Annotated in this window: 21 protein-coding genes and 1 pseudogene; 6 read left to right on the top strand and 16 right to left on the bottom strand. The window is 55.2% G+C overall.

What is annotated here, in order from left to right; all coding sequences use genetic code 11:
• Positions 1 to 57 precede the first annotated feature (57 nt).
• The 8 genes and pseudogenes from C4520_09710 to C4520_09675 all read right to left on the bottom strand — a co-directional run bounded on the left by C4520_09710 (position 58) and on the right by C4520_09675 (position 9,556).
• Positions 58 to 990: a methylenetetrahydrofolate reductase gene (locus C4520_09710; GenBank protein ID RJP21555.1), complete on the bottom strand. Its 933-nt coding sequence runs from the start codon at positions 988 to 990 to the stop codon at positions 58 to 60.
• Positions 987 to 1,655, bottom strand: coding sequence for a hypothetical protein (locus tag C4520_09705; GenBank protein ID RJP21554.1), 669 nt, complete (start codon positions 1,653 to 1,655; stop codon positions 987 to 989). The genes C4520_09710 and C4520_09705 overlap by 4 nt, the downstream gene beginning before the upstream one ends.
• Before the next feature lie 63 nt (positions 1,656 to 1,718).
• The gene (gene folD / locus C4520_09700) at positions 1,719 to 2,609 is read right to left on the bottom strand and encodes a bifunctional methylenetetrahydrofolate dehydrogenase/methenyltetrahydrofolate cyclohydrolase FolD (GenBank protein ID RJP21553.1); all 891 of its coding nucleotides are present in this window, start codon (positions 2,607 to 2,609) and stop codon (positions 1,719 to 1,721) included.
• Positions 2,606 to 3,007, bottom strand: a pseudogene (locus tag C4520_09695) (hydrogenase iron-sulfur subunit). The gene folD and the pseudogene C4520_09695 overlap by 4 nt, the downstream one beginning before the upstream one ends.
• A gap of 152 nt (positions 3,008 to 3,159) precedes the next feature.
• The gene (locus C4520_09690) at positions 3,160 to 6,213 is read right to left on the bottom strand and encodes a CoB--CoM heterodisulfide reductase iron-sulfur subunit A family protein (GenBank protein ID RJP21552.1); all 3,054 of its coding nucleotides are present in this window, start codon (positions 6,211 to 6,213) and stop codon (positions 3,160 to 3,162) included.
• A 31-nt stretch (positions 6,214 to 6,244) separates the two neighbouring features.
• Positions 6,245 to 7,207 carry a heterodisulfide reductase subunit B gene (locus C4520_09685; GenBank protein RJP21551.1) on the bottom strand — a complete coding sequence of 321 codons (963 nt, stop codon included), beginning with the start codon at positions 7,205 to 7,207 and terminating at the stop codon, positions 6,245 to 6,247.
• Between the two features lie 57 nt (positions 7,208 to 7,264).
• Positions 7,265 to 7,816: a heterodisulfide reductase subunit C gene (locus C4520_09680; GenBank protein ID RJP21550.1), complete on the bottom strand. Its 552-nt coding sequence runs from the start codon at positions 7,814 to 7,816 to the stop codon at positions 7,265 to 7,267.
• Between the two features lie 27 nt (positions 7,817 to 7,843).
• The gene (locus tag C4520_09675; GenBank protein RJP21549.1) at positions 7,844 to 9,556 is read right to left on the bottom strand and encodes a formate--tetrahydrofolate ligase; all 1,713 of its coding nucleotides are present in this window, start codon (positions 9,554 to 9,556) and stop codon (positions 7,844 to 7,846) included.
• A gap of 410 nt (positions 9,557 to 9,966) precedes the next feature.
• Here C4520_09675 and C4520_09670 point away from each other — a divergent pair, with 410 nt between their 5' ends.
• Genes C4520_09670 through C4520_09660 form a run of 3 tightly spaced genes read left to right on the top strand, consistent with a single transcriptional unit; the run spans position 9,967 to position 14,559 of the window.
• Entirely contained in the window at positions 9,967 to 11,103 is a 1,137-nt protein-coding gene (locus C4520_09670) for an efflux RND transporter periplasmic adaptor subunit (protein RJP21548.1), read from the top strand.
• Between the two features lie 4 nt (positions 11,104 to 11,107).
• Complete coding sequence (locus tag C4520_09665) at positions 11,108 to 14,293, top strand: efflux RND transporter permease subunit (GenBank protein RJP21547.1); 3,186 nt, start codon at positions 11,108 to 11,110, stop codon at positions 14,291 to 14,293.
• A complete protein-coding gene (locus tag C4520_09660) occupies positions 14,290 to 14,559 on the top strand; it encodes a hypothetical protein (protein ID RJP21546.1) in 270 nt (89 codons plus the stop codon). The genes C4520_09665 and C4520_09660 overlap by 4 nt, the downstream gene beginning before the upstream one ends.
• A gap of 16 nt (positions 14,560 to 14,575) precedes the next feature.
• Here the strand turns inward: C4520_09660 and C4520_09655 are convergent, their stop codons facing one another.
• From C4520_09655 to C4520_09640, 4 genes are all read right to left on the bottom strand, one after another.
• Positions 14,576 to 15,208 (bottom strand): TetR/AcrR family transcriptional regulator, encoded by a 633-nt coding sequence (locus C4520_09655; GenBank protein RJP21545.1) that lies wholly within the window; start codon positions 15,206 to 15,208, stop codon positions 14,576 to 14,578.
• Positions 15,209 to 15,722: 514 nt separating this feature from the next.
• Complete coding sequence (locus C4520_09650) at positions 15,723 to 15,923, bottom strand: hypothetical protein (protein ID RJP21544.1); 201 nt, start codon at positions 15,921 to 15,923, stop codon at positions 15,723 to 15,725.
• A gap of 193 nt (positions 15,924 to 16,116) precedes the next feature.
• Entirely contained in the window at positions 16,117 to 17,139 is a 1,023-nt protein-coding gene (gene gspN, locus C4520_09645; GenBank protein RJP21543.1) for a type II secretion system protein GspN, read from the bottom strand.
• Positions 17,136 to 17,630, bottom strand: a complete 495-nt coding sequence (locus C4520_09640; GenBank protein ID RJP21542.1) for a hypothetical protein — start codon at positions 17,628 to 17,630, stop codon at positions 17,136 to 17,138. The genes gspN and C4520_09640 overlap by 4 nt, the downstream gene beginning before the upstream one ends.
• 216 nt (positions 17,631 to 17,846) lie before the next feature.
• Between C4520_09640 and C4520_09635 the strand changes: the two genes are divergently transcribed.
• Positions 17,847 to 18,011, top strand: coding sequence for a zinc ribbon domain-containing protein (locus tag C4520_09635; GenBank protein ID RJP21541.1), 165 nt, complete (start codon positions 17,847 to 17,849; stop codon positions 18,009 to 18,011).
• A gap of 29 nt (positions 18,012 to 18,040) precedes the next feature.
• Here the strand turns inward: C4520_09635 and C4520_09630 are convergent, their stop codons facing one another.
• Positions 18,041 to 18,340, bottom strand: a complete 300-nt coding sequence (locus C4520_09630; GenBank protein ID RJP21540.1) for a hypothetical protein — start codon at positions 18,338 to 18,340, stop codon at positions 18,041 to 18,043.
• Between the two features lie 99 nt (positions 18,341 to 18,439).
• Here C4520_09630 and C4520_09625 point away from each other — a divergent pair, with 99 nt between their 5' ends.
• Both C4520_09625 and C4520_09620 read left to right on the top strand, forming a co-directional pair.
• The gene (locus C4520_09625; GenBank protein RJP21539.1) at positions 18,440 to 19,408 is read left to right on the top strand and encodes a sugar phosphate isomerase/epimerase; all 969 of its coding nucleotides are present in this window, start codon (positions 18,440 to 18,442) and stop codon (positions 19,406 to 19,408) included.
• 131 nt (positions 19,409 to 19,539) lie between these two features.
• Positions 19,540 to 21,045 carry a hypothetical protein gene (locus tag C4520_09620; protein ID RJP21538.1) on the top strand — a complete coding sequence of 502 codons (1,506 nt, stop codon included), beginning with the start codon at positions 19,540 to 19,542 and terminating at the stop codon, positions 21,043 to 21,045.
• A gap of 6 nt (positions 21,046 to 21,051) precedes the next feature.
• On the opposite strand, the gene C4520_09615 is transcribed toward C4520_09620, so the two are convergent.
• The 3 genes from C4520_09615 to amrS all read right to left on the bottom strand — a co-directional run bounded on the left by C4520_09615 (position 21,052) and on the right by amrS (position 25,732).
• A complete protein-coding gene (locus C4520_09615) occupies positions 21,052 to 22,497 on the bottom strand; it encodes a hypothetical protein (GenBank protein ID RJP21537.1) in 1,446 nt (481 codons plus the stop codon).
• A 174-nt stretch (positions 22,498 to 22,671) separates the two neighbouring features.
• Positions 22,672 to 24,483 carry a M6 family metalloprotease domain-containing protein gene (locus C4520_09610; protein RJP21536.1) on the bottom strand — a complete coding sequence of 604 codons (1,812 nt, stop codon included), beginning with the start codon at positions 24,481 to 24,483 and terminating at the stop codon, positions 22,672 to 22,674.
• A 64-nt stretch (positions 24,484 to 24,547) separates the two neighbouring features.
• Positions 24,548 to 25,732, bottom strand: coding sequence for an AmmeMemoRadiSam system radical SAM enzyme (amrS, locus tag C4520_09605; protein RJP21535.1), 1,185 nt, complete (start codon positions 25,730 to 25,732; stop codon positions 24,548 to 24,550).
• Between the last annotated feature and the right edge of the window lie 8 nt (positions 25,733 to 25,740).

Below are 25,740 nucleotides of genomic sequence, written 5' to 3'. Positions count from 1 at the left end.
TCCGTGGCGCAGCCGCCGGTCGATGATAAACCCAAATTCGCCGTTTGAGAACCAGGCTCACGGCCTGGGAAGAAGGCCGGCACGTTCGACGATCGAGGGAACTATCTCTTCCCATTCGACCGCCATAATGTGCACTCCCCGTATGCCTTCAATCTGCCTGACTTCATTTATCAACTCGACCACAAAGTTCACGCCCTCTTCCTTCGGGTCGCTTGCTCCCTTCATGCGCTTGACCAACTCGTCCGGAATGGACATCCCGGGGACGTTGTTCTTCATATATTCGATGACCCTGGGGGACTTGATCGGCATCACGCCCGCCAGGATGAACAGTTTCTCGTGGGTGCCCCGATCGACGACTTCTTTCATCCACTCCTTGAACCGGGGAATATCGAATATGCACTGGGTCTGAATAAAATCGGCGCCCGCCTTCATTTTCTTTGCCAGGCGGATCGCACGGAACTCGTAGGGATGCGCGAACGGATTTTCGGCGGCGCCCAGAAACATCTTGGGCTCGACGATCGGCGCCTTCTTCGTGTTGCGGATTTCCTCGCCGTTCTGAAAGACCTTGTTGTCGCGCATGTTTTTGACTATCTGGAGAAGCTGGAGGGAATCGATATCGAAAACATTTTTCGCGGTGGGATGGTTACCGGCTTTCTGGTGGTCGCCGGTGAGGCAGAGCATGTTTTTAAGGCCGAGCGCGGCCGCTCCGAGGATGTCGCTCTGCATTGCGATGCGGTTTCGATCGCGGCATACCATCTGCATGATGGGTTCGAGCCCGGTGTCGAGCGTTAATTTTGCGGCGCCAATGCTTGACATGCGGACAATCGCGGTCTGGTTATCGGTGATGTTGACGGCATCGACCTTGCCCTTGAGAATGGCCGCCTTTTTTCTGATTGCCTCGGCGTCGGCGCTTTTGGGCGGGCCGAGTTCCGCGGTCGCCGCGAATTTGCCTTCGGTCAGAATCCGTTCGAGGTTGCTGCCCGCCTTCATATCTTCACGTCCTCCCTGACGACCTTTCGAGGTCCGCCGTCGCGGCTGGTGTTCCAGTCTTTCGCGGGGATGACCTCTTCGAGCTTGTCGAGCTGGCCGAGCTGTTTCATGCGGTCATAAATGAGCTGCCACCCGCAGTCGACGTCTTTGCTGATCTCGCACTTGCCGTCCTGCGACCCGCCGCAGGGTCCGTTCAGGAGGGACTTGGAGCAGCGCGCAATCGGGCAGATGCCGCCGGTGAGGTGAAGCACGCAGTTTCCGCATTGACCGCAGCGCTCGGTCCACACGCCGACATCCTCGTTGACGCCGATGAAGTTGGTGTTGATCGCCGGCAGCACGGGCTTGTCGCTGTACATTTCAGCCATGAACTGGACGCCGCATCCGCAAGCCATCGAGAGCACGGCATCGACCTGCTCGACCTTTTCGCGGATGGGTTCCATATACTCGCGATCGCATTGCCGCTCGATGGCGTCCTCGATGATTTCGAGCTCGACGCCGTCCTTCTTGGAAGCGATACGAAGCTGCGAGCCGAGCAGTTCGACCTCCTTATCGCCGCCGGCCATGCAGACGGCGACACAGGTGCGACATCCGAGAATCAGGACTTTCTTATAACCCTTGAGCATTTCCCGGATTTCGTCAAAGGGTTTTCGTTCGCCTACAATCACTGGTCTTCAACCTCCAAACGACTCTATCAGAAATCGTTCTTTTTTACTGTAACTTCGATCACACTATGCGATATTGTTCTTTAACTTGGCGGCCCTGATGGTGTTGTGCAGGAGCATGGTGATGGTCATCGGGCCAACGCCGCCCGGGACCGGCGAGATCGCGCTCGCCTTCTCCTTGCATGCCTCAAAGTCAACGTCTCCAACGAGTTTGAAGCCTTTGGGGTTCGATTTATCTTCAACCCTGTTGACACCCACATCTATTACGACCGCGCCCTCCTTAACCATATCGGCCTTGATGAATTCCGGCACGCCGATGGCGGCAATGAGGATGTCGCCCAACCGGCATACGGCGGGAAGGTCTTTGGTGCGGGAATGACAAATGGTGACGGTTGCGTCGGCGTTTTTCGCCTTCTGCACGAGGATTGCGGCGACCGGCTTTCCGACGATGTTGCTGCGACCGACGATCACGACGTGGCTGCCGGCGATTTTCGTTCCACTGCGGGCAAGCATTTGCTGGACGCCGTGCGGAGTGCAGGGCAGAAAGATGGGGTCGCCGACCAGCATGCGCCCGACGTTAAAGGGATGGAATCCGTCGACGTCCTTGGTCGGAATGATCTTGTTGAGCACCTTGTTTTCGTCGATCTGTTTTGGGAGCGGCAACTGAACGAGGATGCCGTGAACGGAGTCGTCGTTGTTCAATTTGTCCACGAGCGCCAGAAGCTTCTCTTCGGACGTATCGGCGGGAAGTTTGTGTTCGAAGGAGTTGATGCCGATCTCCTCGCATGACTTCTTTTTATTGCGCACGTAGACGACCGATGCGGGGTTCTCTCCCACAAGCACGACCGCGAGACCGGGAACCAGGTTATGCTTGGCCTTCAGGTCCTCGATTTCCTTTTTCATCTCGGCCCGCATCTCTTCGGCAATCTTATTTCCGCTGATGATCTTCGCTGTCATTTCGCCTCTCCCTCATTCTTCTCCGTAACCGCCGGTTCAGGTTGTTCGATTCTTTCGTCGGCGCGGCCGTTGCGCAGCGGGCTTGGCCCGAGCTTGCGCACGCGCTCGGTCATCTCGTCGGCCGTCTCCGCGAATTTTGGTCCCATCGAGGCGGACATATTGAACATTTCCAGCCGCTCGGGCTCTATGCCTGCCTCCTTAAGAAGTTTTTTGGTGAATTCGACGCGCTTTTTCGCTCTTAGATTTCCTTCCAGGAAATGGCACTGGCCTTCCAGTCACCCGGCGACAAAGACGGCGTCGGCTCCATCCTCAAAAGCCTTCAGGATGTAAAGGCTGTCAATCTTGCCGGTGCACAGGAGCCGGATGATGCGCACGTACGGCGAGTACTGCAGCCGCATCGAGCCCGCCAGGTCCGCGGCGTTATAGGCGCAGAACTGGCAGCAGAAGGCGACGATTTTCGGAACGAAATTGAGTCCTTCCAAAACGCGATTCTCCTCAGTAGGTACCGGTGAAAACCTAAGGCGGCATTTCAACCACGTGCCGCGCGTGCTTAATTCTTTGCTTCACACAGGACGTCGCACTTGGCGATGACCTGGCGATCCTTATAATGCTGAACCTCGATTGCCTTGTTCGGGCACGCGCCGGCGCAAATGCCGCATCCCTGACAGGAAGCCGGCTCGATATAGACGACGCCGGTCTCCTGATTGAAGGCAGGCACACCGTAGGGACACACGCGCACGCAGGTGAGGCAAGCCACGCATTTCTCGCCGTCAACGACGGATATGACGCCGCCGACGGTGAGTGAGTCCTTTGACAGCAGGTGCGCAGCCCGCGAGGCCGCGCCGCGAGCCTGCGCGATGCTTTCCTCGATATATTTGGGCGAGTGCGCCAATCCGCAGAGGAACATGCCCTCGCTCGCAAAATCGAGCGGTCTGAGCTTGAGGTGCGCTTCGAGGTAGAAGCCGTCCCTGTCCAGCGATACTTTGAGCAGGGGCCCGAGCGTGGTATTGGTCTCATGCGGCACGATTCCCGTGCTCAGAACGACCAGATCGGGCCGTATGTTCAACGTGGCGCCGATGCTCACATCGCGCGCTTTCACGCTCAGCGCGCCTCCCGGTTCGCTCACCTCCGGCTTATGTTCGAGGTCGTACCGCAGGAACAGAACGCCCTTTTCGCGGGCATCGCGATAGAGAAGTTCTTTGCCTGCATATGTCCGGATGTCGCGATGAAGCACGTAAACTTTTGCGGCGGGATTGAGCTCTTTCAGCTTCAAGGCGTTCTTCACGGCCTGCCCGCAGCACACGCGGCTGCAATATTGATGCTCCTGATCGCGGGAGCCGACGCACTGAATCATGACGATTTTCTGCGCCTTCCTGACCGCATCGGGCTCGGTTGCGATTTTGTGTTCGAGTTCGAGCTGCGTCAGGACGTTAGGATTCTGCCCGTAGAGATATTCCGCCGGCTTGTATTCGCTTGCGCCGGTGGCAACGATGACGGCGCCGATGTCTATTTTCTCTTTCTTGTTCTGAGTCTTGATCGTGGCGTGGAAACTGCCGACGTGGCCGGAAAATTCTGTGACCTCGGCATTCGTGAATACTTTGATCCGGCTTTCCGCGTTGACCTCGTTGACCAATTGCTTGAGCTGCTTTTGAGCGTCGTCGCCGGCAAGCGTGTAGTGCAGGCGGTTAAGGAAACCTCCGAGCGTATCGCTCTTTTCGACAAGATACGCCTCGAATCCCTGTCGCGCGAGCGAGAGAGCGGCGGTCATGCCCGAGAGTCCGCCCCCGATGACCAGCGCCTTCTGCGTAACCGGCGACTGGAGCTGCTTGATCGATTCGAGGGTGAGCGCGCGAGCGACGGCCATGCGCACGAGGTCCTTGGATTTTTCCGTGGCCAGTTCAGGGTCCTGGTGAACCCAGGAGCACTGGTTGCGGATGTTGGCCATTTCGAAGAGGAACTTGTTGAGACCGGCCTCCTTGAGAGTGTCCTGGAACAGCGGCTCATGCGTGGCCGGAGTACATGCCGCAACGATGACGCGGTTCAGATTATTTTCTTTAATAGCGTCGGTGATGATCTTCTGCGTATCGGTCGAGCAGGAGAATAAGGATTCGGCGGCGAATTTGACGTACGGAAGCGTCCTGGCGTATTCGACCACTTTCGGCACATCCACCACGCGCGCGATATTGGTGCCGCAGCGGCAGACAAATACTCCGACCCGCGGCTCTTCCTGGGCCACGTCTCGCTCGTCGGGGTACGTCTTGTAAGCCGCGAGTGATCCTCGTTCCTGCGCGACCAGCTCGGCCGAGGCGGCCGCCGCGCTGCTGGCGGTCATGACCGTTTCCGGAATATCCATGGGCGCGAGGAAAGCGCCACAGACAAACACGCCGGGCCGCGAGGACCGGTTCGGGCTGAACGTGGAGGCGAGCGCGTAACCGTGACTGTCGAGCTTGATACCGGCTATTTCGGCGAGGCGCTTGCTATCCGCCGACGGTTTCAAGCCGACCGAGAGAACGACCAGATCGAATTCCTCTTCCTTCACTTCGCCGTCATCGGAAGCATATTTGATAAGCAGGTTCTTGGTTTTCTGCATCTCGCGGACTGTGGAGACGATGCCGCGGATGTAGCTGACGCCGTTGTCCTTCTCGGCGCCGATATAATAGCGTTCGAAGCCTTTCCCGAAAGCGCGTATATCATTAAAGAAAATGGTGCATTTCGCTTCCTTTTCGTGCTCGGCGGTCATGATCGCCTCTTTGGTGGCGTACATGCAGCAGACGGAGGAGCAGTATTCATTGCCGCATGTTTTGTCGCGCGAGCCAACGCATTGAATCCAAGCGATCCTGCGGGGGGCGACGCCGTCGGAGGAGCGCTTGATGTGCCCCTGTGTCGGGCCCGACGCGCTCAGGAGGCGCTCGTACTGCAGGCTGGTAATGACGTTCTTATAGCGGCCGAATCCATACTCGGGCCGCACGCTCGCATCGACGGGATCATAGCCGGGGGCGAGAATGACGGCGCCCACCTTCAACTCCCGGATTTCATCTTTCTGTTCGTAATCGATTGCGCCGGTCGGGCATTTTTTCTGGCAGACGCCGCACTTGCCCTTTGTGAATTTCATGCAGTGCTCACGGTCGATGACCGGCTTGTTCGGGACGGCCTGCGGATAGGGCACGTAGATGGCTTTCCGTTTGCCAATGCCTGCTTCGAACTCGCTGTCCACCTTGGTGGGACATTTCTCGGAGCACAGGCCGCAGCCGGTGCACTTGCTGTAATCGACCGATTTGGCCCGGCATTTTACGCGGACGGTGAAATTGCCCGACTCGCCCTCGATCGATTCGACGTCGGAATAGGTGATCAGGTCGATATTCAGGTGCTTGGCGACTTCTATCAGTTTCGGCGAGATCGTGCACATCGAGCAGTCGTTGGTGGGGAATGTCTTATCGAGCTGGGCCATCCTGCCGCCGATGGAGGGGCTTCTTTCGACGAGATAGACTTTGAATCCGGCGTTCGCGAGGTCGAGCGACGCCTGCATTCCGCCGATACCGCCGCCGACCACCAGGATGGCGCCTACCGACCGCTTCCCGTCGCCGTTACCTGCTGGTTTACTCATTTCGTTTACTCCCCTACTGAAATCGTACTGCTCATGCAAGTCCTTTCGCCGTGAGAAGCGGACGCGGATCGACCAGATGTTTTGGCCACAGCTTTCCTACTGCTTGAATCCCCATTGCAAGCGCCAACAACTCGGTGACATAAAGGATCGGGATTTTTCTGGGAATTTGCCTTTCCGCCAGCAGCGCATCCTGTCGCGTGTCGAGATTTGCATGACACATCGGACAACTGACGACGATGCATTCGGCATCGGCCTCGTCGGCCATCCTCAGCAGGATACCCGCCAATTTTTTAGTTACATCGGAGCGCGCCATCGCAAGACCGGCGCTGCAGCATTCGGTTTTATAGGACCAGAAGCGGTTGGCGGCGCCCGCTGCCTGCATCAGCTCGTCCATGAACATCGGATTTTCATAATCGGCAACTTGTGTATATTTTGGCGGCCGCACTGTCAGGCACCCGTAATAGCAGACGGTTGCCAGGTCTTTGAGCGGTTTTCTGATTTTCTCGCGGACCTTCTCGAGCATCTCGGGGCGGGCCAGTATCTGGATGATCTGCAGGATTTCGAGCTTGCCCGAATATGGCATTCCGGTCAGGGAAGCCATTTCGACGCCGAGCTTTTGATCGTTCCGGATGCGGGCGTCGGCGGATTTCAGGCGCTGATAGCAGGCTGAGCACGGGATCAGGAGCGTTTGGTGGCGCGCCTGCTCTGCGAGCGCGAGGTTTCGCGCAGCCAGCGCGACGGCGAGTTTATCATTTGTGGCGTGGGCGGACGAGGCGCCGCAACAGTTCCAGTCCTCGAGCTCCTCCAGTTCGATGCCGAGCCCGTTGCAAACCATTCGCGTTGATTCGTCGTATTCTTCAGCCGTTCCATGGAGGGAACAGCCAGGGTAGTACGCTACTTTCATTGCCATTTTCCGCTGCTGGAGATTCTTCAGTCTCCATGCACGATCATTCCGGCGTTGCTGCTCTGTCTGTTGGAGACGAAGTCCAAGCATCTTTTCCGCCGGTTGGGGTTTTCCGCACGGTGCGAGCGGAAACCGGCGCGAGTCGCTTTACCGGGTGTTCTTGAATATCTTTCTTACCGCTTTTCTCCCTTTGATCGGCTCCGGAAGCAGTTTGATCTTGCCGCGCTTGAACATCTTCATTCCGATGTCCCTGTCTTCCATGAAGGTGCGTGTCTTCAGCTTGTATTTGCCGATCATCTCGATTTCATGCACTCTCCCCCACGTCTTAATCGCGGAGAGGAAGGCCTCGTGGAAGCGCCTGAGGTTTTCTTCTTCTTCCGCCACGCCCGCGCGCAGGGACAATTCGCGCAGCGTGTCCATGACGTGAGCGATATCGATATCATTCGGGCAGCGCGTCGTGCAGGTTTCACACGACGCGCATACCCAGATGGTGCGACTTTTCAACACTTCTTCTCGGAGTCCCAGATTGATCATCCGGATGATCTGGGCGGGGAGATAATCCATCTCGCGAGAGAGAGGACATCCGCTCGAGCATTTCAGGCACTGAAAGCATGAAGAGACTTTCGTGTGAGCCTTTTTCTCGACTTCGTCAAGCAGGCTCTGGTCGAGCTGAGTTTCGGTTATCTCCTTGACAGCCATGTTTGGAACTCCGTCTTCTGTTTACCTTTAGAAAAGGCCGACAACGCGGCCGTCCCTGCCGATATCCACCGCTTCGCCGGCGGGAACGGACGGCAGGCCGGGCATGGTGCTCATGGTACCACACAGCGGATAGAGGAACCCAGCGCCGACGGACGCGCGAACTTCGCGAATAGGCAGCGTAAAGCCTGTCGGGCGGCCCTTGAGTTTCGGGTCGTGCGAGAGCGACAGGTGCGTCTTTGCCATGCAAATCGGCATTTTGTCGAATCCACCTTTAGTATACCGCTCAATCTGCTCATTTGCCAGCGGGGAATAATCGACGGCGGAGGCGCCATACACTTTGGTGGCAATCGTTTCGATCTTCTCCTTGATTGACATATTGAGCGGATAGAGGAACTTGAATTTCTTTTCTTTTTCGGCCGCGGCCACAACGGCTTCGGCCAGTTCGCGTCCGCCTTCGCCGCCTTTTGCATGAACCTCGCTGGGAACGGCGGCCAAGGCGCCGGCTCTTTCCGCGTGCTGTTTGATAAATTTGATTTCGTTCCTGGTGTCGGTCGCGAACTTGTTGATGGCGACCACGCATTCGAGGCCGTGCAGCTTCACGTTCTCGATATGTTTTTCGAGGTTGACGATGCCTTCCTCGATTGCCTGAATGTTTTCTTTGATCAGCTCGGGACCGAGCGGTTTGCCGGCGACAACCCTGAATTTGCCGCTGTGCATCTTGAGGGCGCGCACGGTGCACACGAGCACAATACAGTCGGGCGTGAGTCCGCTCATGCGGCACTTGATGTTGAGGAACTTCTCCATCCCGATATCGGCGCCGAACCCGCTTTCGGTGACCAGGTATTCACATGACTTGATGCCGATCATATCGGCGAGAATCGAGCTGTTGCCGTGGGCGATATTGGCGAACGGTCCCGCATGCACCAGGACCGGCGTTTGCTCGGTTGTCTGCATCAGGTTGGGCTTGATAGCGTCTTTCATGAGGACCGTCATCGCGCCGGCGACTTTCAGGTCTTCCGCAGTAACCGGCTTGCCGTCTTTGGTGAACGCGACAACGATGCGGCCGAGGCGCTCGCGGATATCCTTCAATCCGGTGGTGAGGGCGAGAATCGCCATCACCTCGGAAGCGACGGAGATATCAAAGCCGCTTTCGCGCGGAATGCCGTCCATGCGGCCGCCGAGACCGGTGACGATATTGCGGAGCATGCGGTCGCTGACGTCCATGACCCGCCTCCACGTAATGGTGTAGGGGTCGATGCCGAGTTTGTTACCCTTGCACAGGTGGTTATCAAGATATGCGGTGCAGAGGTTGTGCGCCATGGTGACGGCATGTATATCGCCGGTCAGGTGCAGATTGAAGTCTTCCATCGGGAGCGCCTGTGAATAGCCGCCGCCGGCGGCGCCGCCTTTAATACCGAACGTAGGTCCCATCGAAGGCTGGCGAATAGCTATGATTGCTTTCTTCCCGATTTTGTTGAGGGCAAGGCCGGTACCGAGGGTGGTGACGGTTTTTCCTTCTCCAAGCGGGGTGGGAGTGATTGCGGTGACATCAATATATTTCGCGTTCGGCCTCTTTTTCAGGCGGTCAATGACATCGAGCTTGATCTTTGCGATGTAGTCGCCGTGCAGTTCCAGATCATTCCTGCTCAGGCCCATCATCGCGCCGATCTCTTCGATCGGCTTTAACTTGATAGACTGTGCGATTTCTATATCGCTCCTGATTTTCTTCACCTTTGCCATCTGATTCCTCCTCGTTGCCCGAGACGCCCCTTGTACCCGTAGACCATTCGTAATTCTCCCGCTGCAAGGCAAATCAGCAAGCGGAATGAGCGAAAACAGGACTATCCATCCGACTGGGGTAAGCCTTCAATGGATGTCCACAACTGCTTCTTGAGGGAAGACGCCACAGTCCTCCACGCCGGATTGCATATTAGCACATGCCGCGGGTGTTGTCAAGCAAAAACAGGCTGAAAAACCCGTAATTCCGCAGGAAAACGATGTCGAGCCTCCGGCGCCGATGAAAGATCGAAGTGAATGCCGATAGGCGCAATTTCATCTAGTCTTTTTCAACCTTCTGAGGTTGCAAATCGGGCAAGGTTCTGATATATTGGTAGGCAATCCCTGTGCACGTTCTTTATTAAAGGGCGTGTTTGCTCGAGGCGGAAAGGGGGATCTTAGTGAGGATTAGTACCACCCGCGTGGCGGGTTTCTTTTTTCTCGTGTTTGCCGGCGTCTCATTTTTGTTTTCCGGATGCTCAAAGAAGCGGGATACGGTTGCCGCCGCGTCCGAGACGGCGCCGGAATTTGCCGTCAGCGTCAAGGTGGCCCCGGTTGTCCGGTCGGACATAAGATCGATAATCCGGGCGGTGGGAACGGTTCAGGCCCTGAATCAAGCGAAGGTGAGTTCAAAGATTGCGGGCAAGGTTGAGAAGGTTATGTTTGATGTCGGAGACCGCGTTGCCGGCGGCAGTTGTCTTGTGCAATTGGAGAAGACCGACATGATCCTGACCGTTCGCCAGGCCGAGGCCGCACTGCAGATGGCTGAGGCGAATTTTGCGAAGGCAAAAACGGATTGGGAGCGGGCGCAGGAATTGCTCGCTCAGGGCATCAGCTCACAGCAGCAGTATGACCTTGCCAAGAGCTCTTTTGAAGTTGCCGACGCCTCGGTGACACAGGCTGTAGCCGATCTTGACCTTGCGAGAAATCAGCTGGCCGACGCGAATGTCACCACCCTGTTCGGCGGTTCTGTTATTGACCGGTTTGTCGACCTGGGCGAACGGGTTTCTCCGGGTCAGCCGCTGTTCGAAGTGGCGGACATCAGCCGGGTAGAGGTGGAAGTGGGGGTCAGCGATACGCGTTTTTCGGAAACCCGCCTCGGACAGGATGCAACGATATCCATTGATGGCTACCCGAATATGGAGTTCGGCGGAAAGATTATCAGAATTCAGCCTGCCATCGATCCGGCTACCCGCACGTTTCGAGTGACTATCGGGGTGGCCAATCCGGAGGAAGTGTTGAAGCCGGGGATGCTGGCACGGGCGGAGATCGAAGTCGGCCTGCATTCCGATGCGCTCATCATCCCGAAATCCGCTTCTATTGAAGAAGAAGGAAAGTATTTTGTGGTCGCCGTGAGGAATGGGAAAGTGGACAGACTGGAGATTACCAGCGGCTTCCGCGACGGCGAGAAAGTCGAGATTCTCAGCGGGCTTCGCGAGGGCGACCAGGTAGTGGTTGAAGGCGCTTACGGCCTGGCGCAGGGCGCGGCTGTCCGCGTCATCGGAGAGTGAAGTCGTGTCGCTTGCTGATTTCTCCGTCCGCCGTCCCGTAGCCGCTATGATGCTTGTCCTGGTCCTGATCGTTCTCGGAGCCGCTTCATTCTTCCGAATACCCGTCGATTTGCTTCCTGAACTGAAATTCCCCGTCGCAGTCGTTTTCACAGAATATGAGGGTGTTGGGCCAGAGGAGATCGAGAATTCTCTGACCAAACCCATCGAAGGCGCCGTCAGCCGGGTGGATGGCGTAAAGGAAATCAACTCCATCTCCGAGCGCGATCTCTCCATGGTTGTCATCGAGTTCGATTGGGGCACGAATATGGACCTCGCTGCCCAGGATATACGAGAAAAACTCGACCAGATAGCCGACTTTTTGCCGGAAGAAGCGGAGCGTCCCAGCATCGAGCGGTACGATCCATCCGATATCCCGCTGATGGGCGTAGGAGTATCCGGCGGCGGCAATACCCCGTACCAACTCGATGAGATGGCCGAAGATTATCTGGAAGACCCGATTGCAGCCGTCGAAGGCGTGGCCGCCGTCATGATTTTCGGAGGCGCCGCACGGGAAATACACGTGGCCGTCGACCAGGACAAACTCACCGCCGCCGGCTTGGGGCTTGACGCGGTAGTGGGTTGCCTGAATCGGGAGAACCTGAACCTGTCGGTCGGCAATCTGAAGGAGGGACACAAGGATTATTTGGTGCGGGCCCTCGGCGAGTTCGAAAGCCTGAGCGAAATAGAGAACGCGGTCCTTTGCGCCAATAATGAGAAGATCATCCGCCTGCGCGATATTGCAAAAGTATATGACACGCATGAGGAAGACACCGTCTTATCCCGCGACAATGAACATCCTTCCGTCATGATGATGATCGTCAAGCAATCAGGCGGAAACAGCGTGCAGATCTCAAAACGAGTCTGGGACAAGCTTGATGAACTGAAAGCTCACTTGCCGCCCGGCGTGGAGATTACCAAGAATTTTGATTCGGCGGATTTCATCAACAGAGCCATAGCCGACGTGTGGGACAACCTGTGGCAGGGGAGTGTTCTTGCCGTCATTGTTCTCTTCCTGTTTCTCCGGCATTTCCGGCCGGTGATCATCATCGCCGTCGCGATTCCGATCTCGCTGCTTTCCTCATTTCTTCCCATGTTCTTCAGCGGAATGACCATCAACATGATTTCGCTCGGCGGGCTCGCATTGGCTGTCGGCATGGTGGTGGATAATTCAATCGTCGTTATCGAGAACATCTTTCGCCATATCGACGAGGAGCGGGAGGATCGGTTGACGGCGTCGAGTCGAGGCGCGAATGAAGTCGTCGGGGCAATAACAGGGTCTACGCTGACGACGGTGGCCGTTTTCATCCCGATCATGTTCACCACCGGATTAGCGGCACGCATTTTCACCGACCTTGCGCTTACGGTCACCTTCTCGCTGCTTTCCTCGTTGTTCGTGGCCGTGACTCTGGTTCCCATGATGGGCTCGAAGCTGCTTGCGTTCAAGGAAAGCGGAACAACAACCGAGAGTTGGTATTTCACGTACGTAAAGAGAAACTACCGCCGGCTGATCGGCTGGATCCTTGACCACAAGATTATTACCATCGGGCTGGCCAACCTGATGTGGATTTCGAGCATCTATATCCTGATTATCATCGGGAAGGAGTTCATGCCTACGGCCAATGACGAGACGTTCATGATCGAAGTCGAGTTGCCGCGGGGGACCCGCCTGGAGGAAACCGATAAGGTGTCTCGTCAGATTGAAAGAGTCATTCTCGCCACCCCCGAAGTGAAGACCGAACACGCGGTCATCGGGCATTCTTCAACCAGCGACAGCGAGGACAGCAAGCAGGCTTTCTTCATCATAAACCTGGCTGACCAGTCGGAGCGCCAAAGAACAGTGGAGCAGGTCAACGACAGCATAAGGAGAGAGGTGCTGCGGATACCTGGCGTTGTGAAGTATAGTTTCGTCAACTTGCAAAGCCGCTCCGTCGGGGCGGGCGAAGGCAAGCCGATCGAGATAACCATATTCGGGAGCGACCTGGAAACGCTCAGCGATCTCTCCCAAGAAGCGGTGCGGCGAATGCAGAATATCGATGGACTGGTAGATGTTGAAGAAACCTTCACCTTCGGCAGTCCGGAACTCCAGATACAGTTTGACCGCGAGCGCCTGGCCCAACTGGGACTCGACGTAGCGCGCGTCTCCAAAATACTCGAAACGGCGGTCAAGGGGACGGTGGCAAGCAAGTATGACGAAAAGGGAGAGGAAATCGATATCCGAGTACGCCTGAGCGAGAAGGACCGTGACAGCTTCGAGGACATTGGCCTAATCCCGCTCATAACGCCTGCACGCGGATTAATTCATCTGTCGGACCTTGCAAGCGTGGACGTCGGCTCCGGCCCGGTGAGAATATTCCGGGATAACCAGAAGCGATCGGTCAGCATTCTTGCCAATTATCTGGAACAACGCGAAGGCAGCGACTCCGGTTTCTTCCTTTCGAAATCGCTTGCGCGGCGCGATCTCGACAGCGTGGTGAGGGATATTCAAAGGTCGCTATCGTCCATGCATTTGCCTTTGGGTTACTTTGTCGAGTACGGCGGGTCGTATGAGGACATGAAAGAATCACAAGGACAACTCGCGCTGGCGCTTCTTTTGGCGATCGTTCTCGTTTATATGATCATGGCCGCACTATTTGAATCCCTGATTCACCCCTTCACCATCATGTTCTCGGTGCCGTTCGCGTTCACCGGCTCGATCTGGGCCATATATCTCGCAGGCATGACCCTTTCGGTGAATTCAGGCATCGGCGTCATCATGCTCGCGGGAATCATCGTCAACAACGGGATTGTCCTCATAGACTACGTTACACAACTGCGAGGGAAAGGGATGCCGGTAAGGGAGGCACTCATCGAGGCGGGTGGGACACGGCTGCGTCCAATCCTGATGACAACGCTCACCACTATTTTGGGGCTTATCCCGATGGCTGTTATGGGAGGATCGGGTGCGGAAATGCGCAGGCCACTGGCGGTTTCGCTGATGGGAGGATTGGTCTTCGGATCTATCCTGACGCTGATTGTAATTCCCACAGCGTATTATGTCAATGATTTATTTGCTCATAAAGTTTACATCACATTCCTCAGGCTTCTGCATCCCCAGGAACTCGTGGAAAAGAAAGAAAAAGCCGAAGCGGACAACCCTCCAGCCGTCCCGTGACAGCGAGGCATCGATTGGCCAAGATATACAGCGGCAAACAACTGCTTGAGGAGTTAAGGAAAAGGAAAGAAAAGGAAGAGTGGCTGTTCGCCATCGCCGTCGCCAGGGCCGGTCTCGAACGCGAGGGACACTGGAACATCTCGGCGGAAAAAGAAATCGCCAAAGCCCTTACAGAATTTCAGATCGCGCCCGAAGAACTCGAGGAATACCTGAAAAAAAACCGCAGGAGAATCCTGCGGTTTCTTGATCGCTCTCCTTCTCTGTAGCTATATTTCTTCGTCCTCAGTCTTTTTTGGCCCTGATCCCGTCGAGCAGCAGTGAAACCGCGACCTGGATGAGTCGAGGCAGTTTCTGCTTGGTTATTTCTTCCGTTCTCTTTTCATGGATGAGCATCAACCCGTTCATCGTCCCCCAAAGCACCCGGCTCGCCTCGTACGGGTTCACGACGCGATAATCGCCTTCGGCTATTCCCTGCTTGATCGCTGACTCCAAAAGTGAAAGACATTTGAGCGATTTCCGCTCGAGTTTCTCTTTGAGCTCGCCCTCCAGCAAAATCTGTTTATCCGGCCTCCTGAGAAAGAACATGATGTCGAAGTACTGACCGTAATCGGTATAGAACTGATAGTACGCATTCGCGTAGCCCTGCACTATTTCCCTCGCCGTTGCATGAGGAGGTTCCGACTTCTTCATCAGGGTATACAGGATGTCAAGACCTTCCTCGAGGATGGAAACGTAGATCTCCTCTTTGTTCCTGAAATAGAGGTACAGCGTGCCGGTGCTCAGCTCCACCGTCTCGGCGATGTGCGAGATCGTGGTCGCATCAAATCCATTCCTGAAAAAGCATTCGCGGGCGGCATCAAGAATGGCCTGCCTGCGCGCCTGTTTCTCGCGTTCTTTTCGCTCGATTACCCCCATGATCTCTCCTTATGTCCCTTTTATTTCATCTTCTGAATGGGATTCAAAATCTTATCGAAACAAAATTATACCATTGTGGACGAGGTCGAGTCAACCGCGAGCAGAAAAGCTCCGTTTGCGTGTGTGGCATTGCGGTTTCCTGAAGGAGAACCTTTGGCGCGGTGGACATGAAAGACTACCTCGCCGCTCATCGGCGAACTGCGGGATTGTCCGAGAATTCGCGTCCACTTTGCGATGGGGACGGAGAAGGTGTCTGCGATTGAGCGACCGTTCTTGCTTCGAGGACAGGCACCATTCCACGAATTCAAAAAGCATGAATTCCGTAAATGGAGCCAGTCCCCTTTCGCTTGGGACAGGACCGGTCGGTACCGTTGGACAGAGTGACTCTCGTGCTCATGGGGTGAACGTCCGGGTTCGGTCAAAAAAAAAAGCAGCAGGCCGGAAATTTCCGGCCTGCCGTTTACAAGAGTGCGCGCGGCTTTCGCCGCACATGTCCCGCGTGCTGCCTACCTCGTCAATTTCCTGGGTTCGCGCACTCCTCGACGTGGTCGTCCATATCGAGAAAGTCCAACTCATCAGAGCGAAGGATAGCAAGATTGATTTCTTCCATCCCTTCTCGCATCAGTTTGCGCCGGGCACGGTCAATGGATTCCGCGCGAATAATGCCTTCGCACGTTTTTCCCTGTTTCAGCGCGATAAAGAAAAATTTTTTCATAAATCCCGCACCTCCTGAAATTCTATTTCGTAATGAAGGCAATTAAAATGCCAATAAATCGAGCAACCTACAAGTGGCTCATAATCAATGACTTCTGAATTAGACTTCTTAATGAGGAGCGGGAATCGGTAGCGTGGTCATGCTCCAGATTGATGAGCAGTGTCGCAGGATGATTATCGGTTGGGAAACGAGACTAACGGGCGAGGTGCTTCATGAGGGGGGTGAGTGAGGAGGCTACATCGATTTCAGCGCCGGGGCTGTCGAGGGTTCCCGAAACTTTAAAAGTGACGCGACTTTTGCTGTTTACTAGGGCATCTGCAATACTATCGGCGCTGTCGCCTGATAACCTGCGGTCAGTAATTGCAAATCGTTCTTTGAAGATCATTCCGATCGAGCCGTCAACCGGACTGTTTTCAAATGGTTCCTCAAGAGCAACGGTTGCGGTCCCGGAGAGATCATAGGCTGAACCGGTAAGGAGAAAATCCTGGATGAGCACTTTTCCCTGGTCAAACGTCATTTTGGCCCTCGCTTCGGCGGAATGGTTCGCGGGAAGCGAGACGGATTCGGAGTTGACCGGCGGGATTTCTATATGGTCTCCGATAAGCAGCGCCGATCCGCGCAAGGATTGAATTTGATTCTGCTGCATGGTGCCTTCCGCATCTATATCGCAACGGCCGGTTACGGGAAGCGGGGTCTCCAGCAGCGAGCATACCTGTACGAGGTCGAGGCGCCTCGCGCGGGCATCGAAAACCAAGGGAGGCAGGCCCGGGCCGGGATTTTGCGGTAGCGCCTTTGTGCGGACTTGAATCCAGAGAATGCCTCCGAGAAAGTCGCTATCCATTTCGGTTTCCAGGATTCCTTTCAAGAGGGGCAGGACCGAAAGGTTGCCCGAGAGTTTTTCGATGCGGAGCCGCCGCTCGTTCTTGTTTAAGCGGACAGGGATATCGAGATTCGTGAGAGTAATGGAGGCGGGAAACCGGATGTCGACGCCTTCGAGCTTCAGCCCCGGCGCTCGTTCCACAAGAAGTTGGTTTGTCAGGCGCTCGAGCCGCTGATAGGGGCGCGCGAAAAAGATCGCGAGGAACGCGAGCGCCCCGACTAACAGGATAACCGATACAAGCTTTTTCACGGTCGTAGACAGACGGCTTTCATTATCGAGAAGGTTTTCCGGATATAGTTTTCGAGCAACAGTTTCACCAGACATAGAGCCGATCACGGCGATTCAGTTCCGGCTGCATCGAGCGAATCGAGAACAGTTTTGAGGACGAAGACCATGTATCCCAGATGATGCTCGGCGATGCCGTTGCTTCTGCCCTCGGCCAGGGCGATCGAAGCGATGTAATCGAGAATGTGCGGTTGGGAAAGAAAATCGATTTCACTGAGATAACTGCCGGCCTCCATCTTGCGCATGCGAACGAAGCGTTCGATGAACAACCAGTTCTGCTGTATCTGATCGAGAATGATGCTGGCGGACACGTGGGAGGTTTTATTGCCGCCGCCCTCGAAAATTCGCCACGTCAGGTAGGCAAGGTACAGAGTAAGATCGCGCGCCTGCGGCGGAAGTTCGGCAGTGAACGCATTGACGAAGGTGGCCAGGAGCGGCTGTTCTTTGTTGAACCGCTCGGCCTCGAGAGACATTTCGCGGGACGTTTGCTTTCCGATCTTCCACATGATCTTGTCTACCGCGGACCTCGTTAATAGTTTCATGGCAGTTCCGGAATGCGCCCCCTGAAATTGCAAGATTATACAGCTACATCAGAAAAGTTGCAACCAAAAATCCTATTTGGCCTGTTTCCTTGAAACATTTTGTTGCTAGAATATAATATTATTCAAGAGCCCGCATTGCGCAAGACGGCGCAAGCAAGCGGTTTCTCCATACGTGCGACAGCGGCTATTTTTTCGATATGAGGAGGAAAATTTCTCATGCCGGTGTACGAATTCAGATGCACAGCGTGTAAAAAGAAATTCTTGGAGAAATTGTCCGTAAGCCAGATGGAAAAGGGGAAGCGGAAGTGCCCGAAATGCGGCAGCAGAAAGACGGAAAAACTCATTACCGGATTCGTTCCGGTTACATCGAAAAAGAGCTAAAGCAGGATGCTGTCAATCGCGCTTCCCGGCTAGGACTTGGCTTTCTTCTTGACGGTTTCCTGAATAAACCTGACATTCTCCACCTTTGGCGGTTTGAGCCGCTTAACGGCGTCGGAGGCTGATATTTCAGTTCCCAACACTTCTTCAAGAGGTTTGTCGGGAATTTGGTCAGCCGATTTGATTTCCATTTTCGGGAGAATGATGGTGTCGAACTGAATCGCCATGAAGTCTTCGGCGTCTATCACCACTTTTCCGACAAAATGCAACTCTCGCACACCGGAGCCGCCGATGTCAATCGATACCCGTAACGGGCTTCCTTTTTCGAACATCTTGAAATCCTCCTCACGTTCATTATATGTGGTTTTCTCACGGCGTGTCAAACGGGCTGACGACCATGTTTTTCAGTCCTGTTCCGTGCATTTTCGCTTATGGATTTCTCATTATGTTGCCATTCGTCGGTTCGTTTTTTGAATCATGTTATTATGATGTATGAAGCTGCTCCTGGGGCATACTTCAACTTTGGAGATGGTGGAATGAACGAATCGGCGATATCTTTGGATTTCGGGTTGCAGTCCGATCTTTTTTGGGACCCATTGAATGAGACGGCTTTCGAGGCCGCATATAAGAACGGGTTTCGATTTTTTGAAATCTGGGGGCACGTGCCGTGGTTCGATATCTATTCTGCGTCGATGGCAAACGAGGTAAAGAAGATGGCGAGCGACTGCGGCATGTGGATTCGTTCGGTGCACTCGCCGTGCGAGGGGGGATCGGATATCTCGTCCGAAAGCACCTCCACCCGCAGAAAAAGCGTTTCCGAGGTCGTTCTCTCTATCGAGAACTGCCGGAAGATGGGAGGAACCATAGTGGTTGTCCATCCCGGTGGCTCGCTGAATTCAACGGACAAAACAGCGCAATACGAACACGATCGGCGCATCAGCAACAGCATACGCAGTTTTGAGGAGATCGAGAGAATCGCCGCGGATAATGGAGTCCGCATTGCCGTCGAGAACCTCTGCGCAAACGACGTTGGCGGAAGCGAGAAGCACTTTTTGCGCCTGCTCGAGGCCCTGAACCCGCGGATCTTCGGCATCTGCTTCGATTCCAGCCATGCTAATATAAACCCCGGCACGTTCGAGATGTTTCGGCGGGTCAGCCATCCGATCATCACGACGCACCTCTCAGACAATCATGGCGCCTATGACGAACACAAACCGCCTTTTACCGCTTCCGTGGACTGGAACGCCACAATAGAGCTGATCCTGCGCAACGGTTATCACGGACCGTGGCTGCTGGAAGTGACCAACGGAGGCGCCGATCCACTGGAGGTGCTCGCGGTGATGCGAAATTCGGCGGAAAAGCTGAAAGAGCTGATTTGCAGAAAAGAAAAAAATATTTAGATTCTGATATTGCCTTACCGGGTCGGATGTGACAGACTTGGGCTAAATGACTGGAGGAGCTAGAGGAACTTTTTCTGGTTAGGGAGTGGGGCCGCAAGAGAAAAAGGTTCCCCCTTCACCTGCAGTGCGGAATGCGGAAGCCCATCGAGCTATCATTTCATTCCATCTCCAGACCTATCCTGCACCTCAACGCGAGCGTCATCCCTTGCCTGATACAGGACGTGAAGGAAAGGGAGTTTATGATAAGCACAGCCATCGCGGAAGACCAAAAGAAAACAAAGGCGCATCTCGTTTCCGAGCTGAAGTCACTGCGCGCCCGCATCGTGAGCCTTGAAGAATTGCTGCAACAGCGAGCAAAGAAACAGGAGCCCGCGATTTTGTCCGAATCCCCCCCTGCCGTTGTCGAAACGTCTTATTTGGAAGGAGCGCTCGCCGTTGCTCAGAACCGTGCTTTCTCGACGGCGGCAAAGGATATCTGCCGGACATGCAAAAATTTTTTAGGCGCATCGCTGGTCGACATCCTGCTGGCGCGGAAAGAAAAGTTTGGCAAGCTGTGTTTTTTCGGCGCGGCCGGGCGCGCCCGCGGACCGATCCACTCACTGACGGTGCAAGGTCTCTGTAAAAAAGTTGTTCGGAGCGGCCACTACATCCGCATGAATTCTTTTGTTTATGCAGGGCGGCCGCATACCGGCTCCGGGCACATCCGAATCAAAAATGTATTGCTCATGCCCGTACGGCTCCACTCTCAAACCGCCGGAATTCTGTACCTCGCAAATAAGGCCGGCGGCTTCACGGAAGTGGACGCAAAGAGCGCCTCGGTATTTGCCGCTTATGTTTCGGCCGCCCTTCACCAGGAGCAGCTTCGGGAGACGGTCGAGAAAACAAGGAGCAGATATTCCCGCCTCTCGAAAAAGCTGCGGTTAAAAATCGATGAGGAGCGCGAACAGTTGCGACAGGCCGAGAATCTTGTTGAGATGGGGCGCATGCTTTCGACCGTGGCCCACGAGATCAGGAATATTCTCCAGATCATCCGGATGAGCTGCGATGCGTTGCGCCCGAAAGTGGCATCCTATACCGATCAACTGCAGCTTCTTGATGAGATCACGTATGCGGTCGGCATCCTGAACACCCTGGGCAGCGAACTACTCGACTACGGCAAACATATCAATCTGAACAAGGAGCCGTGCGCAATCAGGGAAGTAGTGGAGAACGCATTGGCGACCATGGGAACCAAGTTGCAGCTTTTCGATCTTCGCCTCAACCTGAAAAATGGAAACGATACGATCTGTATCGATCGGCAGAAGATCACACGCGTTCTCATGAACCTGGTTTCCAATGCGATAGAAGCAATGCCCGCAGGGGGGACATTGACAATCTCATCCGGTATTTCAAAGGCGAGACGATCGCGAACCGTTTCCTTCTCGATAGCCGACAGCGGCTGCGGAATTCCAAAGAGGGATATCGACCGGATTCAGCTGCCTTTCGTCACCACCAAAGAATATGGCGCCGGCCTCGGAATTCCAATCTGCAAGAGAATTGTGGAAGCTCACAGTGGAAAGATCCTGATAACGAGCAAGCGTCGAAAGGGGACTACCATCAAGATTCTGCTGCCGCTCGAAGCATCCGAGAGCGCATAAGCGACTTCAGATATTATCCAGTTCTGGGTAAGCGAACTTCCGTTCAGCCGCGTTCAGTCTCCAAACGCGCAGCGAATCGATCTTCATGCTGCCATCCCGGGCATATACTTCCAACCGCGGGTTCGTCAGGGCGGTATTAAACATTTTCGAGACGACCACCTCTCCGTCATTTATGTAGATCTCGACTACTGATCTGTCGATGAAAACGTGCAGACTTAGACGCGATTGCTCGCCGGACGGCAGGGGAACGGGCGTATCCGCTACCTCAATGAGCAATCTCTGCGGGTGACACTTGATATCGATCACGTTCTCGCCGGAGAAAAACCGGAGCCCGCATTCGGCGGCGGTAATGGCGGAGAGTTCAGCCAGAACTTCGCTCTGAAAATCGATCTGCGCGCGCAAGGGGCTTTGCGAGTCATCAAGAGCCACCTTAGTTTTTTCAACGAGACTTTCGTGCACTCGAAGCTTTTTCAGCTCGGCCGCCGGTTCCTGCAGTATGCGGTGTTTGGCATCGAGCGTCAGTACCCGCGGCAGCGCCATGCACCCATTCCATCCGCGCCCGATTTGAAAAAGTTCCCAATTCCAGCCGGGAATCCAGCCGAACAGGATGCGGCGCCCCATATCATCGGTGAGGACGTTCGTTCCATAGCAGGCGCCCCAGTCGACGATGCCGACAGCCTGAGGCGAGAATTCAAGAGACTCAAGGTCGAATGTTCCCGCCGCATATTTGACCAAATCGAACGGTGACGAGATCAGAATCCATTTCCGGCCCAGTTCAAAGAAATTCGGGCACTCCACATTCTCAGGCGCGAGACTGCCCACATGCTTCCAATTCAGTAACGTTTCGTCCCGCGCCTGGAAAAGAGGGATTCCCGCATCTCCACAGGCGCCGAGGATCAGGAATGTGCCAGCGCCAGTCTTGAAGACGAACGGGTCTCGCCACTCGCCGCTTGAACGAGGAGGGCCGTGCTTCTCAATCGAGAGGATCGGATTACGCCCGTATTTTCTCCATGAGAGCAGGCGCTCGTCTCCGAGAGCGGCCGCTTGCGTAAATGGTTTTGTGAAAGGCATCTGATCTTCGGAAACCGAAGTATAGATAATGATGGGATCGCCGCTGCCGTCGATTGCGGCACAGCCGGACCAGCAGCTTTTCTCGCCCGTCTCAAGAGAAGGAGCGAGCGCGATGGGCAGATGTTCCCAGTTCACGAGATCGCTGCTGCGGGCGTGTCCCCAATGCATGTGGGCCAGCTTCTCCCCCGTCGGCATATCGCCAAATGGATTATGCTGATAAAAGACGTGGTACTGGCCCTTGTGAAATATCGTCCCGTTGATATCGTTCATCCATTGGGCCGGCGGAACGAAGTGGTAAGCAGGGCGGGCAGGATCGGCGTTTGCGCGAGGGATCGCCTCCCGCAAAGCGCGCATGGCGTCAGTTGGCTTTGATTCTGGCATTCCGGTTTTTCCGGTGAAAGTTGTGCAGGGAAAGTCTCTGAATAAAACCTGAAGGCGAGAGCACCTTACGGGTTCGCTTCCGAAGCGGGAAGGGCATCCTCAGGAATCGGTGTCTTCCCGATTCCCGGGGATGCCCGATTTGCTCTACACCTGCAGAATCCTTCCTTAGTTCTCTTACTGCTTGTAGAACGACCATACCTGATCGCTGGTGACGACATCTAGCGGCTTTATGCTCAGGTCGGCTCCACGAACCCTCCAGTACACCGGTGAACCCGCGGGTATCTTGTTCCACACACCCAACGGAACTGTCCAACTCGTTCCGTAGATCCGCAGACCAAGATCGTCATATGTCGAATAATACGAGGAGAAGGTCGGAGACAGGCTCGCATCGACGGCAAACGCATTGTTCGAGCCGCCGTCCGCAGACCATTCAAACGTAGGCGGCGCGGAGAAGCCGGCCCCGTTGGCTGGGGAGGTGAGCGTAATCTGTGTTAGACCAGACGTGGAGCAGACGGCGAAATCGGCGGTCATCGTGGTGGCGGAATTACTGATGTTGGAGACGGCGACCTCCGAATCACAATCGATGTAAGAACCGCTGTTGGGGTTGGTGGAGAGATCGAATGAGCGCTTGTTTGTCGAGCCGGGGAAGCAATCGCCGGCGTCTCCCGAGTTCAGACCCTTTTCCAGGTGAAGTTGGCCGTCCGCCTGTTCAAGAGCCACGAGAAAATGATTGATGCAGTCACAGTTTTCCTGGCTGAGACATTCGCGCGTGTTATTCGTCTTGGCCTGGTCGATGTGCCAGATCAGCAGGCCAGCTCCCGGCAAGGCGGCGTCATAGCCGATTTTCTGCCGGTTCTCCACGAGGAAGAACTCGTCATTAAACAGGCCGCAGTCCCAGAGAAGATAGATGTCGCCGCCTGCATTTTCTATGGCCGCTATGGAGGCGCCGTCAAAATCCTGCGTCACGATGGTTGCATCTGCAAATCCGAGGCCGATCCGGCTCCAGGCGTCGGGATGAGCGGGCGAATTGCCCAGCGTCCCGTTCCAGCTTCCGCCCGCCATCAGGCTCCACCGGCCGATGCCCTGCGAGCTGTAGTCGGTGTCGTACAGGTCGGGGAGTCCGAAGACGTGGCCAAGTTCGTGGCAATAGACGCCGATGGTCATGTCGCCCGGGGTATACCAGTATTCCGGCTCCATCGAATACGGGTAAATGTAAACCCCGTCCTTGTACCGCGGGCTGATTGCCCACTGATGCGACCAGATGTCGCTCGTGCTTCCTGTGAGCTCCGCGCCGCTGCCGGCATGTATGACAAAGAGAGCATCGACGACGCCGTTGCCGTCATTATCATATTGAGAGTAATCGACAACAGCGTTGGCGGCATCGACAACTTCTTCGACCAGCCTTTGTGCGTTTTGAGGATATGTTCCGAGCCCATATTCGCCATCCGTATAATAGGCATAGGGCTGCGAAGCACGACTCCAACCCACTGCGCTTGGCAGATTCACCGTCACAATCGTGAGGCTTCCGTAAGAGACCTGCGTGTAGAAATCCCTAACCGTGCCCGTCCCGGTACCGAAGACGAGCGTGTCGAAATAGGCGGCGCCAACTTGTGAGAGGTTATCGGAGAAATCCACCAGAAGAGCGAGCGCCTTGAAATCGCCCTCCGGCCCCGACAGGCGCTTCTCTGAAAAAAGGTGTTCGAGGGCGCTGATTTTCTTCGGCGGCACATTGATACCCCGGCTTTTCAGCAACTCGGGGTTCTTCAGGAATTCGGGAATAGCAATCTTGCCCTCACGGTATTTGCGCAAGAGCTCGGGGTGGGGCGGCATCGCGGATGCCTCGCGTGCGAAACCGCCCGCAGTAAAAGCGATGAAAAGGAACAACATAAGACTCGTAACCGCCTGTCTCCGAACCATTTCGACCTCCTGTTGAAGTGAATAAGCGGACCCGCTCGTAATGAAACCTTCATGAAAAAGTGAAACCATTATACCATAAACTTATCCTATAAGCTAATTTTTTCTTTTGCTGCAGGAAAATTATTTCCGTGCTTCAGGTCCAGACACCGGCGATTGTCCACCCGCAATGCTTGCATTTCCCCTTTTCGAGCTCAACGCTCGCTATGCCGAAGCCGACGCGCCGAACAACCGCTCTTTGGCAATTCGGGCAATAGGTCGATTCCCCTTCATGGCCGGGCACATTTCCGACATATGAGTAATTCAGACCGGCCTTTCGCGCGATTTCACGCGCGCGGTCAAGCGTGCGGATCGGGGTGGGAGGCAAATTTTTTATCTTATAGGTGGGATGGTAGCGGGTGAAATGGATCGGGACATCGGGACCCAGTTCCGTCACAATCCATGCGCACATATCGGCGATTTCCCCGGGATCGTCGTTGAGAGTTGGGATAATGAGAACGACGACCTCGAACCACATCTTTTTCTTTTTCAACAACTTCAGCGTGTCCAGCACGGGCTGAAGCTTGCCGCTGCACATTTCGGAATAGAATTTTTCGGTGAACGCTTTCAGATCGATCTTCACCGCGCTCAGATGCTCGCACAGCTCGGACATCGGCTTTTCCTTGATATAGCCGTTCGATATCATCACGCTCTTGATGCTTTTTTCCTTTGCGAGCTTGGCGGTGTCGTGCATGTATTCATAAAAGACAACGGGCTCGGTATATGTGAACGCGATCGACTCGATCCGGCCCTCGATCGCCTTCGCGACGACGGCCTCCGGCGGAAAATGGATGCTTCTCACCTGCTCGGGCCGGAACTGCGAAATCTCCCAATTCTGGCAGAACTTGCATTCGATGTTACAGCCGGCGGTCGCGAGCGAAAGGGCGCGCGCGCCGGGAAGGAAATGAAAGAGGGGTTTCTTTTCGATTGGATCGACGTTGATCGAGCAGGCCCGCCCATATACGAGGGTCTTATACGAGCCGCCGAAGTTTTCGCGGACGCCGCAGTAGCCGCGCTCTTTCGGGGCCACCTTGCAGGCGCGCGGGCAGACCTCGCATTCGACCTTGCCCTCCTCGAGTTTCTTGTAATGCATCGCCTCGCGAACGAAAATGTCCGACGGCGCCTCTGGGAGACTTTCTCCGGCCGCCGCCTCGCCCGCCGCCGATACCTCGGAAACCTGCGCTTTGCCGCCCCTGTTCAGCCATTTCAAAGCGGCTATCGACCCGCCAACCCCGGCAACGGTAACTCCCGCTTTGACAAGAAAATCCCTGCGCAAAATCATTGTTTCAA

Source organism: Candidatus Abyssobacteria bacterium SURF_5 (assembly GCA_003598085.1).
Classification (GTDB): Bacteria; Abyssobacteria; SURF-5; order SURF-5; family SURF-5; genus SURF-5.
The sequence above is the reverse complement of the archived record's forward strand: the minus strand, read 5'-3'. Positions and strand labels throughout refer to the sequence as shown.